The sequence below is a fragment of the Shinella sp. WSD5-1 genome, assembly GCF_963942435.1.
Lineage (GTDB): Bacteria > Pseudomonadota > Alphaproteobacteria > Rhizobiales > Rhizobiaceae > Shinella > Shinella yambaruensis.
Genome location: NZ_OZ012596.1, coordinates 3481538 through 3495699 on the forward strand (window position 1 = coordinate 3481538; position 14162 = coordinate 3495699).

Annotated in this window: 14 protein-coding genes and 1 other RNA gene; 4 read left to right on the forward strand and 11 right to left on the reverse strand. The window is 65.5% G+C overall.

Annotation, left to right across the window (positions count from 1 at the left end; all coding sequences use genetic code 11):
* Positions 1 to 4: 4 nt before the first annotated feature.
* The 9 genes from AABQ55_RS17085 to AABQ55_RS17125 all read right to left on the reverse strand — a co-directional run bounded on the left by AABQ55_RS17085 (position 5) and on the right by AABQ55_RS17125 (position 8132).
* On the reverse strand, positions 5 to 1753 hold the full coding sequence (locus AABQ55_RS17085; RefSeq protein WP_272805858.1) for a peptidoglycan D,D-transpeptidase FtsI family protein: 1749 nt from the start codon (positions 1751 to 1753) through the stop codon (positions 5 to 7).
* Positions 1753 to 2145, reverse strand: a complete 393-nt coding sequence (gene ftsL / locus AABQ55_RS17090; RefSeq protein WP_244766791.1) for a cell division protein FtsL — start codon at positions 2143 to 2145, stop codon at positions 1753 to 1755. Before ftsL ends, AABQ55_RS17085 begins: the two co-directional genes overlap by 1 nt.
* 3 nt (positions 2146 to 2148) lie before the next feature.
* Entirely contained in the window at positions 2149 to 3174 is a 1026-nt protein-coding gene (rsmH, locus tag AABQ55_RS17095; RefSeq protein ID WP_272805859.1) for a 16S rRNA (cytosine(1402)-N(4))-methyltransferase RsmH, read from the reverse strand.
* A 14-nt stretch (positions 3175 to 3188) separates the two neighbouring features.
* Positions 3189 to 3629 carry a division/cell wall cluster transcriptional repressor MraZ gene (gene mraZ / locus AABQ55_RS17100; protein ID WP_244766793.1) on the reverse strand — a complete coding sequence of 147 codons (441 nt, stop codon included), beginning with the start codon at positions 3627 to 3629 and terminating at the stop codon, positions 3189 to 3191.
* A gap of 421 nt (positions 3630 to 4050) precedes the next feature.
* Positions 4051 to 4446: RNase P RNA component class A (rnpB, locus tag AABQ55_RS17105), an RNA gene on the reverse strand.
* 41 nt (positions 4447 to 4487) lie between these two features.
* Positions 4488 to 5669, reverse strand: coding sequence for an NAD(P)/FAD-dependent oxidoreductase (locus tag AABQ55_RS17110; protein WP_272805860.1), 1182 nt, complete (start codon positions 5667 to 5669; stop codon positions 4488 to 4490).
* Positions 5670 to 5742: 73 nt separating this feature from the next.
* Entirely contained in the window at positions 5743 to 6405 is a 663-nt protein-coding gene (locus tag AABQ55_RS17115; RefSeq protein ID WP_244766795.1) for a lytic transglycosylase domain-containing protein, read from the reverse strand.
* 225 nt (positions 6406 to 6630) lie between these two features.
* The gene (locus AABQ55_RS17120) at positions 6631 to 7395 is read right to left on the reverse strand and encodes an N-acetylmuramoyl-L-alanine amidase (RefSeq protein WP_272805861.1); all 765 of its coding nucleotides are present in this window, start codon (positions 7393 to 7395) and stop codon (positions 6631 to 6633) included.
* Positions 7392 to 8132: a J domain-containing protein gene (locus tag AABQ55_RS17125; RefSeq protein ID WP_272805862.1), complete on the reverse strand. Its 741-nt coding sequence runs from the start codon at positions 8130 to 8132 to the stop codon at positions 7392 to 7394. The genes AABQ55_RS17120 and AABQ55_RS17125 overlap by 4 nt, the downstream gene beginning before the upstream one ends.
* Positions 8133 to 8370: 238 nt before the next feature.
* On the opposite strand from AABQ55_RS17125, the gene AABQ55_RS17130 reads away from it, so the two are divergent.
* From AABQ55_RS17130 to AABQ55_RS17140, 3 genes are all read left to right on the forward strand, one after another.
* Entirely contained in the window at positions 8371 to 9585 is a 1215-nt protein-coding gene (locus AABQ55_RS17130) for a pyrophosphate--fructose-6-phosphate 1-phosphotransferase (protein ID WP_244766798.1), read from the forward strand.
* Between the two features lie 82 nt (positions 9586 to 9667).
* On the forward strand, positions 9668 to 10297 hold the full coding sequence (locus AABQ55_RS17135) for a LysE family translocator (protein WP_272805863.1): 630 nt from the start codon (positions 9668 to 9670) through the stop codon (positions 10295 to 10297).
* 132 nt (positions 10298 to 10429) lie between these two features.
* The gene (locus AABQ55_RS17140; RefSeq protein ID WP_272805864.1) at positions 10430 to 11359 is read left to right on the forward strand and encodes a lytic transglycosylase domain-containing protein; all 930 of its coding nucleotides are present in this window, start codon (positions 10430 to 10432) and stop codon (positions 11357 to 11359) included.
* A 190-nt stretch (positions 11360 to 11549) separates the two neighbouring features.
* Here the strand turns inward: AABQ55_RS17140 and AABQ55_RS17145 are convergent, their stop codons facing one another.
* On the reverse strand, positions 11550 to 12137 hold the full coding sequence (locus AABQ55_RS17145) for a GNAT family N-acetyltransferase (RefSeq protein WP_244766801.1): 588 nt from the start codon (positions 12135 to 12137) through the stop codon (positions 11550 to 11552).
* Between the two features lie 183 nt (positions 12138 to 12320).
* Between AABQ55_RS17145 and AABQ55_RS17150 the strand changes: the two genes are divergently transcribed.
* The gene (locus tag AABQ55_RS17150) at positions 12321 to 12722 is read left to right on the forward strand and encodes a ketosteroid isomerase-related protein (protein ID WP_272805865.1); all 402 of its coding nucleotides are present in this window, start codon (positions 12321 to 12323) and stop codon (positions 12720 to 12722) included.
* Here AABQ55_RS17150 and AABQ55_RS17155 read toward each other — a convergent pair.
* Positions 12707 to 14113: a serine hydrolase domain-containing protein gene (locus AABQ55_RS17155; RefSeq protein ID WP_272805866.1), complete on the reverse strand. Its 1407-nt coding sequence runs from the start codon at positions 14111 to 14113 to the stop codon at positions 12707 to 12709. The two genes, AABQ55_RS17150 and AABQ55_RS17155, sit on opposite strands and share 16 nt — an antisense overlap.
* Positions 14114 to 14162: the final 49 nt, after the last annotated feature.

Sequence of the window (14162 nt, forward strand, 5' to 3'; positions counted from 1 at the left end):
CCATTCAATAAGACACAAGCAAGGCAGACCCGTCCTCACCAAATTTCGGCTTTACACCGAGAAGGGCGGCCGAGCGGCGGATGATCTCGCCGACCATCGGCGCGGCGTTGAGGCCGGCGGTGCGCCCCCCGCCCTCGCCCGTCTGCGGCGCGTCGATGAAGGTGAGGACCACATATTTCGGGTCGTCGATCGGGAAGGCGGAGAGGAAGGCGTTGAAGTTCTGGGTGTTGGAATAACGGCCGCCGACGACCTTGTTGGCCGTGCCCGTCTTGCCGCCGACATTGAAGCCCGGAACGAGCGCGCGGCGGCCGGAACCGTCGTTCGCGTTGAGCTTGAAGAGGTAGCGCATCTTGTCGCCGGTCTCCGGCTTGACGACGACCTTGGCCACCTCGTTCGCCTCCTCCACCGTGCGCGGCAGGAAGGTCGGGTTGATCAGGAGGCCGCCGTTCATCAGCGCCGCCGCGGCCACCGCCGTCTGCAGCGGCGTCGTCGAGACGCCGTGGCCGAAGGAGATGGTGATCGAGTTGATCTTCTTCCATTCGCGCGGCTGCGTCGGGGTCTTCACCTCCGGCAGCTCGGTTTCGAGCCGGGTCAGAAGGCCGAGCCGCGTCAGGAACTCCTTGTGGCCGGCAATGCCGACGACGTCGGCCATCTTGGCCGTGCCGATGTTGGAGGAGTACTGGAAGATCTCCGGCACGGTCAGCACGCGGTGCTTGCCGTGGAAGTCCTTGATGGTGAAGCCGCCGATGCGGATCGGCGCGCGGGCGTCGAAGCTGTCGGTGATCTTCACCTTGCCCGAATCGAGCGCCATCGCCGTCGTGAAGCTCTTGAAGGTGGAGCCCATCTCGAACGTGCCGTTCGACATGCGGTTCATCCAGCCTTCCTTGGCGCCTTCGGCCGGGTTGTTGGGATCGTAGTCCGGCACCGAGGCCATGGCGAGGATCTCGCCCGTATGCACATCCATCACGACGGCGCCGGCGGCGATCGCCTTGTATTTCTCCATGCCCGTCGCCACGACGTCGCGCACGATGGCCTGGACGCGCAGGTCGATGGACAGGCGCACCGGCTCCAGCTTGGCATCGCTCGTCATGCCGATCGCGGCGAGGTCGGCGAGCCCCTGGTTGTCGATATAGCGTTCCATGCCGGCAATGCCGCGGTTGTCGATGTTGACATGGCCGACGATGTGCGAGGCGGTGACGCCACCCGGATAGAAGCGGCGCTTTTCCGGCCGGAAGCCGACACCGGGAATGCCGAGCGCCAGGATGCGGCTCTGCTGCTTGGGCGTCAGCTGGCGCTTCAGCCACTGGAAGCGGGATTTCGAGGTGAGCTTGCGGTAGATGCCGCGCCGGTCGAGGTCGGGCATGACGGTGGCGAGCATTTCCACCGCCTCGTCCGCATCGACGATCTTGTGCGGCTCGGCATAGAGCGAGACGGTGCGGATGTCGGTGGCGAGGATCTCGCCATTGCGGTCGACGATGTCGGGGCGCGAGGCCATCAGGTGGTCGGCGGGGCCGATCGAGGACACGGTTTCGGGCGAGGCCATGCCATATTGCACGAGGCGGCCGCCGATGACCGCATAGACCATGCCGAAGCAGCAGATGATGACGGCGACGCGGCTGCGGGCCTGCGAGCCGGAGCGCTTGCGCGTTCCCTCGAAGGCATGGCCGCCATTGCCGGCCGCGCGGTTGTTGTTGCCGCCGGCGCTGAAATGCGCCTTGCTCTTGAGGTCCATGATGCGGGAGAGAAACGACATCAGTTTGCCACCGATCCGGTTTGGATTGCGTCCGTGCCTTTGGCTTTCTTCTTGTTCTTCTGGGCGACCTTCTCGTCCTTCTCCGGCGCCAGCGCCGGCAGTTCGGCCGTCGGCATGGGCAATTCGTTCGGCTGGGCGAGCTGGGTCGATTCGGTCGGCACGAGCTTCAGGTCGGCCTCGAAGGTCTTCACCAGGCGGTTCAGGCGGTTCGGCTGGGTCAGGAGAGCCCAGTCGGCCTTGAGGAGGTCGATCGTGTCCTCCTCCAGCTTGATCTCGGCGTCGAGCTTGCGCACCTCTTCCAGCTTGTTCTCGGCCTGGTGCTTGATCGAATAGGTGACGGTGGCGGCTGCCGTCATGACGGCGATCATCACGACATCAAGGGTACGGAACATCACTCAGCTTCCCATCTTCGCAAGGTCGGCAAGGTTCGGCAGGTTGAAAATGGACAGATCATCCGTCCCGGCGGGGGCGCTCGTGCGCTCGCCTGCCCGCAGCTTCGCGGATCGGGCGCGCGGATTGACCGCACTCTCCTCGTCGCCAGCCGCCACCATAGGGCGCCCGACTGGTGCGAAGGTTGCGGCCTTGTCGTGGACTTGCGGCAGATGCCTGGAGCCCGCCGCCTTGCCGGCGCGATCCTGGAAGAATTTCTTGACGATCCGGTCCTCCAGCGAATGGAAGGAGACGACGACCAGCCGCCCGCCCGGCTTCAACACACGCTCGGCGGCGAAGAGGGCTTCGGCAAGTTCGCCGAGCTCGTCGTTGACGAAGACGCGCAGCGCCTGGAAGACGCGCGTCGCCGGGTGGATCTTGTCCTTGGCCTTGCGCGGCGTCGTCAGCTCGATGAGGTTGGCGAGCTGGCGCGTCGTGGTGAAGGGTTCCTTCTCGCGCGCCTTCTCGATGGCGCGGGCGATGCGCCCGGCCTGCTTCTCCTCGCCGAGGAAGCCGAAGATGCGGATGAGATCGGAGACCTTTGCACGGTTCACCACATCGGCGGCCGAGACGCCGGTGGCCGACATGCGCATGTCGAGCGGCCCGTTCTTCTGGAACGAGAAGCCGCGCTCCGCCTCGTCGATCTGCATGGAGGAGACGCCGATATCGAGCACGACGCCGTCGAGCCCGCCCGCGGGCGCGTGCTCGGCAAGCTCGGAAAAGCGCGAATGGATGAGGGTCAGCCGGCCGCCGGATGCTTCGACCAGCGCCTTGCCGCCGGCAATGGCGTTGGGATCGCGGTCGAGCGCGATGACGTCCGCCCCCTCGGCAAGGATGGCGGACGTATAGCCGCCCGCGCCGAACGTGCCGTCGAGGATGACCTGGCCGGGTTTGGGCGAAAGCGCCGCGAGGACCTCGGAGAGAAGAACCGGAATGTGACGGACCGGTCCGCCATCGGCATCAGAAAAACCTCCGCCAAGATCCGCCGCCATTCCGATTCTCCGTCTTACCCCAAGCCCAGACCTCGCGTCCTGAACTCTTCCCGGGCAGCCGCCTGCGTGGCTAGGAATGTCTGCGGTGCCCAGAGCTGAAAATGATCCGCCCGACCGACAAAGGTCACCTCCGCGGTGATGCCCGTATAGTCGCGGATAAAATCCGTGACCGGCAGGCGCCCTTCCGAATCGAGCTTCATGAAGACCCCGCCCCCGTGAACCAGGAGCGACATCCGGTTGGCTTGCGGCGAAAGAACGTCCTCGCTGGCGATCTGGCGCTCGAAACGATCGAGCAGATCCAGCCCGCCGACGCTGATCGCCGGAAACAAGAAATCCTGGAAGCAGTACAGCTCCCGGATGTCGCGCTGCGACAGGACGGAGCGAAAGGCCGACGGAACGGAGACCCGCCCCTTGGCATCGATCCTGTTTGTCGCATTCGACAGGAACCGGTTCATGACGCGATACAGCCGCTTCCAGAGCCCAGGCGCTGTGCATCCGCCCCGGCCGACCCAACACAACACCGCGCACGCAAGCCAGCCCTGATGCGTCGCCTACGCGACGCACCGTCCCCAGCCGGTTAGCCTCAAAGCTTTGCGATGATCGGACGCTCATGCGTCCTCGTGCAGTGTGAGTTTGGGATACCATGGGACCATATGGGCGTCAATGGGAAGTGACCTCGTTCCCCGTGATGAGACCGTCAAATGTTTATAAGGCGTTAAGTTTAACAAATGGTTAGGAAACCCCTGCCAACGCCTTGTATTTGCGTGGGTCGGAACACCGCGGGCGTGCGTTTCGGCACGCGGCAAGCCATGCGCGAACCCCAAGGAATTCAGCGCATTAACGCGTCATGAAAAATCGTTCTTCAGGGGAGAGATTTTTGCCAGTTGGCCTGTAAGCCGGGTTCTGTATGGCTCCGGCTTGCGCCGGAACGTGGCAGCCATTCATCTGGGACCGGACTTGCGCCCGGCCTCTTGCAACCCACCCGGATGACCGGCCCGGAAACGGGCTGAAGCGCTTGCGCGCTTCGCGTCATCCCTATTCGGTTTTGCTCCCGGTGGGGTTTACCGTGCCGACCATGTCGCCATGGCCGCGGTGGGCTCTTACCCCACCCTTTCACCCTTACCTTCCGGGGAAGGCGGTTTGCTTTCTGTGGCACTTTCCCTGGGGTCGCCCCCGCCGGACGTTATCCGGCACCGTGTTTCCGTGGAGCCCGGACTTTCCTCACCCTGCGGCCTTTCGGCCCTTGCAAGGCGCGGCTGCCCGGCCAACTGGCAGGCGCTGACTAACCGATACGGAAGGGAAAGACCAGTGTCTTAGCGGAAATGAACCGCGAAATCCGTCATGTAGTCCGGTTCGTCCATCTTCCCGCGAATCACCAGGTCCGCGCCGATGCGGCCGATCTCGTCGGAACTCTTCGCCGCCGCCCCGTTGCCGCCGGTCAGGAGCGCGATGCGGTCGCTCCCCACGAAGCCGGCATAGGGATAGCCATGCACCGTATAGGTCGTGACGCAGGGCGCGGAGACGAGGCGGACCGGATCGAGGTCGGGAATGGAGCGTGCAAGCAGGCGCTTCAGATGCACGATCGCCTCCGGGCGCCCCTCGCCGCGGAACCAATCGCGAATCGCCTCTTCCTCCTCGATCTCCACCTCGGTCGGGTCGCCGCCGATCTTCAGGTAGGAATGGCCGTCCGGATAGACGATCGGCGGCAGGAAGTAGAAATGATCGGCCGGGCCGGCGCTCTCGTCGATCCAGGACGGCATGGTGCGATAGGCCTCCGCCTGCTCGGGCGACAGCTGCGCCAGCACGACGGTGCGCGCCTTGATGGCAAGCGCCGGTACCTTCGGCAGGAGCCCCGGTGCGCGAGAGAAACCGCCGGTCGCCACCAGCACGCGCCCGCCGGTGACCGTGCCGCCCGCCTTCAACGCCACCGAGGCGCGGTCGCCGGCATCCGTCACCGACAGGGCATCGTCGGGAATGGAAACGCCGCCGGCCTTTTCCATGCAGGCGACCTGCGCCGCGACGAGCTTGCGCGGGTCGATATAGCCGGCGCCCTCCACCTCGAAGACGCCGGCGGAACTTTCCGGCAGGTCGAACCAGGGGAACCGCGCCCGCAACGTCGCCCGGTCCAGGAGCGGCGCCTCCAGCGCATAGCGCTCCGCGACGGCCTTGACGGCATTGATGAAGTCCCCGCCGGCGGGGCCGCTGATCAGGCAGCCCGTCTCGCCGTAGAAGCCTATGCCGCTCTCCGCCTCGATGGCGCGGTAGCGGGCGATCGACCGCTTGGCGAGCAGCGCCCAGTCCGGGTCCTGGTCGATCGTGCGGGTGATGCGGCCGCTGTCATAGTGGCTGGCGAAGACGCCGTCGTGTTTCTGCCAGTCGGCCGGCTCTCCCCGCCCGACGAGCGCGACGGAAGCGCCCTTTGCCGTGAGGTGGCGCGCCGCCGCCGCCCCCATCATGCCTCTGCCCACGACGACGAAATCGAAATGCCGATCCATGCCCTACCCTCGCTTTTCACCGGTGGCATAGCATGGCCGCGGGCCGATTCCAGCCCGCGAAACGTCGCGCCGGTCAGTCGATGATGCTCTGCACCTTGCCGCAATAGCGCTTGGAGACCGGGTTCATGCGCTTGGCGCCATGGCCGGCATTGTAGCGCAGGATCGTGCCGCAGGTCGTGCCGCCGGAAAGGTCGTGCGCCATGGCGAGGTACTTCATGCCGAACTTGATGTTGGTCTCGGGATCGTAGAGGCCCTTGGCACCGCCACGATAGCCCATCATGCGCGCCGTCGCCGGCTTGATCTGCATGAGGCCGATCTCGCCGGCGCTGCCGCGGGCCCGCGGGTTGAAGTTGCTCTCGACGCGCACCACCGCATGGGCGAGGTCGACGGGCACGCCATAGGCCTTGGCATAGGTCTGGATCAGGCCGGAATAGCCGGCCGTCTTGCGCTCCGCCGACAGCGGGTTCTCCGCCTTGGGATAGCCGGTCGTGCTCTTGTAGGTCTTCAGCCTGCCGACGACCACGCCGTCCTTGTCGATGACGGTCTTGCGCTTGGTGCTGCGCTTGCTGGAAACCTTGCGCGGCTTTTCCTTGCCGGCGGCCTCCTGTTTTTCGGAGGTCTGGAACAGATACTGTTTCTTGGCCGGGCCCCGAGAAGGTTCGGCATGCGCCGTGGCGGCGGAAAGAACGGACACACAAAAGCAGGCCGCACCGAAGGCGGCAAGAAGTCTTCTCATCTAGTCATCGTCTCCAAAAGGCGCAAAGGCAGAGCCCCGGCCCGCGGCATCTCAAGCCGCGCAGCCCGCGCAAACGTCTCGATCCTCATTGATTGCGATCAGGCCCTGACCGCATGCTGCGCTGCAATGAACGCAGGCGGAAAGAACATGCCCAATCGGGTCAGGATGTGGCGAAACGGTAAACTTCTGTTACAGACCGTAATATTCGAATATTCGGATAGGCTGTCAGGCGGCCAGCCGCGGCAGCGCGGAAAGCAGCCGGTGCAGCGTGTCGATGGTCGAAAAATCGGCAATGCCATCGACGCGTTCCGGCCGGAAATGGCGCTGGAAAGCGGCGACGGCGCCTTCTGTTTTTTCCGAGTAAACCCCATCGATTTCAGTGCCATAGCCGTAGAGCGACAGCATGGTCTGAAGGGCTTCGACCGGCTGGCCGGCATCCCCCTTCTGGAAGAACCGCCCGCCGGCGATCGGCGACGGCGCCACCCAGTGCCCGACCCCTCCGGCATGGAGGCGGCCCCAGGGGAATTTTTCACCCGGATCGACCTTGCGGACGGGGGCAACGTCGGAGTGCGCGAGCACCCGTTCGGGAGCGACCCCCCATCTCCTGCCACAATCGAGACACAGTTCGACGACCGCATCGACCTGCGCGTCGGGAAACTCCGGCAGCCCGCCGGGATGCCCGGCATTGGCGATCTCGATGCCGATGGAAGCCGAATTGATATCGGTCTCCCCCTTCCAGAAGCTTTTCCCCGCATGCCAGGCGCGGTCCGCCTCGCGCACGAGCTGCTCGACGCGCCCGTCCTCGTGCACGAAGTAGTGACAGGAGACCTGGCTTTCCGGCGCGCAGAGCCATTTCAGCGCGCCGTCCGCGGTGTCCATGCCGGTATAATGCAGGAGGATGATATCCGGCGTGCGCCCGCCCGCCCGCGCGCCAAAGTTCGGCGACGGCGCGGCGGTCGCACCAGGGTAGTCACATGTGAATGCGCTCATGCAGCGCAGCGTTCCTTCTCGATCGCCTCATAGGCAGCGTTGAGCGCGGCCATGCGGTCGTTCGCAATCTGACGGAACTCGGCCGGCACGCCACGCGCCACCAGCCTATCAGGATGGTGCTCCGAGGCAAGTACCCGGTAACGCTTGCGGATTTCCGCAAAGTCGTCGCTCGGCTTGACACCCAGCACCTTGTAGGGGTCGCGGCCGCTGGCATGGACGTGCCGCGCCGTGATCTGCTCGAAGCGCTCGTCCGCCATGCCGAAGATCTCGGCGACGCGGCCGAGGAAGGCCATTTCCTTCTCGTGGATCAGGCCGTCGGCCTTCGCGATATGGAACAGGCCGTCGACGATGTCCTCGAGGATCGGGCAATTCTTCTCGCAGGAGACGCAGAGCGCCTTCATCTTCTCCGCATAGGCCTCGTAGCCAGCAACATCCTGGCGCGCGAGGTTGTAGAGCCGGGCGACATTGGCCGCCTGGTTGTCGGGATACTTGAAGATATCCTTGAAGGCATCGACCTCGGCGGTCGTCACGATGCCGTCCGCCTTCGCCATCTTGGCGGAAAGCGCGATCATCGCCACCGAGAAGGCGACCTGCTTGCGGGTTTCCGGGTCGCCCTCGAACAGCGTGCGCACGGCCTCGACCACGCCCGACAGCACATTGCTGGCGGCGTCCGAGACCATGCCGACGAGGCGATCCCATACGGCACTGATGAAGCAACTGGGCGAATTCTGGAACATAAGGTGATCTTGATCAGACAATTGCAGGGAAAGCAAGGCAGGAAATGGCTGGATGACAAAATTTTGATGCCCCTCAATAAGTGGAGGCATCAAATTTTCCGGGCGTCCGGTTTTCGCCTGTGGAGCATGAGAGATATCCGTCATGGAGTGCGGATAAGTTTGCCGCGCCGTTCCCCTGCCGGGGATTCTGCGCTAGAGCAACTGCACCATCGAGACGGGCTGACGCCGAGGAGGAATTATGGCCAAGCAGAAAGTCGCAATGCTGACCGCGGGCGGGCTCGCCCCCTGTCTGTCATCCGCCGTCGGAGGCCTCATCGAACGCTACAGCGACATCGCACCCGACATCGAGCTCGTCGCCTATCGCTCGGGCTACCAGGGCCTCCTGCTTGCCGACCGCATCGAGATCACCCGGGAGATGCGCGAGAAGGCGCCCCTCCTCCACCGCTATGGCGGCTCGCCGATCGGCAACAGCCGCGTCAAGCTGACGAACGCTGCCGACTGCGTGAAGCGCGGCCTCGTCAAGGAAGGCGAGAACCCGCTGCGCGTGGCGGCCGAACGGCTCGCCAAGGACGGCATCACCATCCTGCACACGATCGGCGGCGACGACACCAACACGACGGCGGCCGACCTTGCCGCCTATCTCGGCGCCAACGGCTACAACCTCACCGTCGTCGGCCTGCCGAAGACGGTCGACAACGACGTCGTGCCGATCCGCCAGTCGCTGGGCGCCTGGACGGCCGCCGAAGTCGGCGCCGGCTTCTTCGACCATGTCAGCAACGAGCAGAGCGCCGCGCCGAAGACCCTCGTCGTGCACGAGGTGATGGGCCGCCATTGCGGCTGGCTCACCGCCGCCACGGCGCGCGCCTATATCCAGAAGACCGGCGGCAACGACTATGTCGACGGCTTCATGATGAACAAGCAGCTCAAGAACATCGACGGCCTCTACCTGCCGGAGCTGGACTTCAACCTGGAAGCCGAAGCCGAGCGCCTCAAGGGCATCATGGACCGCGCCGGCTTCGTCACGCTGTTCGTCTCGGAAGGCGCCTGCCTCGATGCCATCGTCGCCGAGCGGGAAGCCGCCGGCGAAACCGTCAAGCGCGACGCCTTCGGCCATGTGAAGATCGACACGATCAATGTCGGCAACTGGTTCTCCAAGCAGTTCGCCGCCCTTCTCGGCGCCGAGCGCTCCATGGTGCAGAAGTCGGGCTACTATGCCCGCTCCGCCCCCGCCAACCGCGACGACCTCCGCCTCATCCAGAGCATGACCGACCTTGCCGTCGAAAGCGCGCTCAACAAGGTCTCCGGCGTCACCGGCCACGACGAGGGCCAGGGCGGCAAGCTGCGCACCATCGAGTTCCCGCGCATCAAGGGCGGCAAGCACTTCGACACCTCGGCAAAATGGTTCGGCGAAGTGATGGACACCATCGGCCAGAAGTGGAAGCCGGCGGCATAACGCCTTCCCGCGAAAACGCTGCTTGACGGCGAAAATCCGTAGTGGCTTGCTCCCCGGATCGCACTCGATCCGGGGAGTTTTCATGTCCTTCGAACATTGGCTTGCCTTCGCCGCCGCCTCCGCCGTCATGCTGGCCATTCCCGGCCCGACCATCCTCCTCGTGATCTCCTATGCGCTCGGCCACGGCCGCCGCACGGCGGGTGCCACCGTCGCCGGCGTCGCGCTCGGCGACTTTACCGCCATGACCGCCTCGATGCTCGGCCTCGGCGCGCTGCTCGCAACCTCGGCGACGATCTTCACCGTGCTGAAATGGGTGGGCGCGGCCTATCTCGTCTGGCTCGGCGTCAAGCTGTGGCGCGCGCCCGTGGCGGCCGGTGCCGAGGGCGCGGCCCCGGCGGAGGAAAAACCCCTCCGCATCTTCGCCCATGCCTATGTGGTGACCGCGCTGAACCCCAAGAGCATCGTCTTCTTCGTCGCCTTCCTGCCGCAGTTCCTCGACCTCTCGCGGCCCGTCCTGCCGCAGATGGTGATCTTCGAGGTCACCTTCCTCGTGCTCGCGACGCTGAACGCCTTTTCCTACGCCCTGCTCGCCGCCGCGGCCCGCAAGACCATCCGCAAACCCTTGGTCCAGAAGGCCGTCAACCGCACCGGCGGCACGCTGCTGATCGGCGCCGGACTGCTCACCGCCGGCCTCAAGCGGGCGACCGCCTGACGCATGGCCAAGCCTACGGGTTGCCGCCCCGCGCCCGATCGGCTATGGACGGGACACGGCCACGGCCGATTGATTTGCAAAGACGGGGGCGCTCCGGCGCCCGCGCACCCCGGCAAACCGAGAGCGACGACCATGGCTGATACCCCCGTTTCCCGTCCGGCACGCATTGCCACGCTTGCCTGCGCAGGCCTTCTTGCGACCCTTGCCGGCTGCGCCAGCGTCGCCGACGACGCGACCTCGGCGCGGACCGTGACGCCCGCATCGGCGGAGACCACGGATATCGCCGCCGCCGACGGGACGACGACGGAAGTCTCCTATGCCGCCCTGCCCGACGCCAAGCCGGGCACGGAAAACACGCCGGACGCCCTGCCGACGCCGATCGCCGTCGCGGCCGGCACCGCGGACGCCGCCGTTCCGGTCTCGGCCCTTGCGGAAGCCAGGCCCGTGACGGGCGCAGCCGCGGCCACCGCCGCGCTTGCCGGCAACGAGGCCGCAGGCGTCGCGACCGCGACGCAGCAGGGCTTCGACACCGTCATCGGCGTTTCCGTCATGGAACCGGGCTTCGACAGCGGCGAGCCGGAAGGCCTCGAACAGCTCGTCGCCAGCCGCAAGATCGTGCCGCTGGCAAAACCCGCGCTGGTCAGCAACGCCGTGCTGACGACGGAGACCCGCCTCCTCGTTCCGCAGGCCGAGCAGCCGTTCAAGAAGTCGGGCACGCCGATCGACGCGCTTATCAGCAAATATGCCGCGCTCTACGGCATACCGGAATCGCTCCTGCACCGCGTCGTCAAGCGCGAAAGCACCTACAATCCCAAGGCCTACAACCGCGGCCACTACGGGCTGATGCAGATCAAGTACGCCACCGCCAAGAGCATGGGCTACGAAGGCCCGGCCGAAGGGCTGTTCGACGCCGAGACGAACATCAAATATGCCGGAAAATACCTGCGCGGCGCCTGGATGGTGGCCGACGACAAGAATGACGGCGCCGTGCGCCTCTATGCGGCCGGCTATTACTACCATGCCAAGCGCAAGGGCCTCCTCGACGAGACCGGCCTGAGGTAAGGACTTGCCCCTCATCCGGCTGCCGCCACCTTCTCCCCGCAAGCGGGGCGAAGGGGATCGCGGAGCGGGTTTCCTCCCCATTGTTGCCTGAGTATCGGTGTCCGTACGATTTGCGGGAAGCCGGGTCGGCATAGGCCTTCTCCCTGCCTGCGGGAAGAAGGTGCCGGCAGGCAGGGAGAAGGGCAACCGCTCAGCGCGCGTCCTTAAGCCAGAACGTCATCGACTTTTCCGTCTCCTCCGCTTCGCCGATATCCTGCCAGGCGAGCAGGGTGCGCAAATCCGCGCGCCGTTCATAGCCGCGCTTTCCCCAGAATTCATCGAGCGGAACATAGTCCGCCGGCCGCAGCGGGTGATCCGCCGGACGGTCGACGGCGCAGAAGGCGCACCAGTCGAAGCGGCCGAGGCGGCGGGCATAGGCCTCGCGCTCCTCGAAGAACCGCACGCCGAGCCCCCTGCCCCGATAGGCGGAAAGCAGCACGGATTCGCCGAAATAGAAGACCTTCGCCGGATCGATGCCCGCGGCAACGAACGGCACGCGGAAAACCTGCGAAGCGTCCGTCATCGGCACGCCCGTCGAGGCGCCGACGATGCGCTCTCCGTCCAGCGCCAGAACGAAGAGGCTTTCGGGCGATTGCGCATAGGTCGCAAGATAGGAGGCCTCGTAGTCCTCGCTGCCCTCGTAGAGGTAGGGGAAGGCGCGGAAGACCTCGATGCGCAGGCGCGCGAGGTCGGCGATATGCGGCGTCACGGCCGTGCCATGAACAATCTTGATCTGCATGATCCGTGAATATTCCCAGCGGTTTGAACAATGCTATAAGGCGGTCGGGCTTCGCCCGAAAGCATTTCCGGCAAAACTGCGGAGCGGTTTTGCGTCCGGAAATGCTAGAGGACAAGGAGATGGAGCGTTTTCGCGATTCGGAGAAAAGCGGAAGCGATCCGGAGCAACGATATGAGGGATGACATGCCGGCAAAAGAGACGATCCGCGCCTACTACGATGCTTTCAACAGGCAGGACATGGAGGCCTTCTTCGACCTCCTGCACGAGGACGTCATCCACGACATCAACCAGGGCGGCCGCCAGGTCGGCAAGGACGCCTTCCGCGATTTCATGGCGCACATGAACCGCAGCTACCGCGAGACGCTGACGGACATCGTCATCATGTCGAACGACGACGGCACGCGCGGGGCGGCCGAATTCACGGTCAACGGCCAGTATCTCGTCACCGACGAGGGCCTGCCGGAGGCCAACGGCCAGACCTATGTGCTGCCCGCCGGCGCCTTCTTCGAGATCCGCGACGGCAAGGTCGCGCGCATCTCCAACACCTACAACCTCAACGACTGGATCGCTCAGGTCGGCGCCTGACCGGCCTCGAGGTCCGCCGCGTCCAGGATGTCGAGGACGCGTTTCACCAGCGGCTGGGGCCGGTAGCCGAGTTTCGACGGCGTCAGCCCCAGCCGGATCACCGCAAGCCCCTTGGACGGGATGATGGCGGCTGATTGCCCGTCGTGCCCCAGCATCCAGAAGGTCACGTCCGGCAGGCCGTAATCCGCATCGCTCCGATCGCCCGGGCCTTTCGTCCAGGTCTGCATATGGCTGTAGGCCCCGCCCGAGGCTCTCGTCGGCATCGCCATGGCCCCGACGAAACCGGCCGGCAGCAGCCGGTTGCCCTTCCACACCCCGTCGTTGAGCAGGAAGAGCGAGAAGCGGGCCCAGTCGCGCGCGGTGGCATACATGTAGGACGAGCCGACGAAAATGCCGGTCTCGTCCGTTTCCATGACCGCGCTCGCCATGCCGAGCGGCGCGAACAGCGCCCGCGCCGGGAAGGACAACGCCTGGCTCCGGCCGCCGAGCGCGCCCATCCAGATGCGTGACAACAGCACCGCCGTGCCGCTGGAATAGGTGAAGCGCTCGCCCGGATTGGCGTCGAGCGGCAGCGACAGCACGAAGCGCGACATGTCCGGTTCGAGGAACAGCATGCGCGTCACATCCGCCACGCTGCCGTAGCTCTCGTTGAAGGCGAGCCCGCTTTCCATGGCCAGGAGCTGGCCGAGGGTGATCTTCGAGCGGCCGTCGCCGCGCCATTCCGGGAAGAGATTGTCCATGGCCGGCGTCAGGGCGCCGGCCTGCATCAGCCGGCCGACCAGCGCCGCGTTGACCGACTTCGTCATCGACCAGCCGAGCAGCGGCACCGCCTGCGAGAAACCGTCCGAATAGGCTTCCGCGACGATGCGCCCGCCATGCACGACGACGATCGCACGCATGCCGGGACCGGCAAGCGCGGGATCGGCAAGAAGCGCGGCGATGCGCGCGTCCTGCGTCACCGCCTCGCCATCGGGCCAGGCGGCGGCCGGGTCCGCCGGCGGCACCTTCGGCAGGGCGACATCGGAAACCGCCTGCCGCGCCGCCTCGAAATCGCCGTCCGGCACGCCGGAGCAGCCGAACCCCTCGTGCCAGGCGGCGTAACCCGGGGCGAAGAGGCCGAGAAGGTGCGTCGTCACCGTCTTGCCGGCAAGATCGACATCCTGCCGCATGAGCTTCAGGAGCGGATGGCCGGGCGCCTGAACGTCCTCGGCAAGCACCTGTTGCGGGTCGCGACCGGAAATGAAGACGCTGGAGCAAACGATCTTGGCGGCATAGCCCGAACCGACGCTGAGCAGCGCGGGCGGCGATACGATGAGCCAGCTCGCCCCAACCAGCACGAAGAGGGCAAGGAGGGAAAGCGTCCAGGCGGCAAGCCTGTAGAATCGTCTCATACCGGCCTCTCCTTCCAGCCTCGAAGACAATCAGGATTTGCCTGTCATG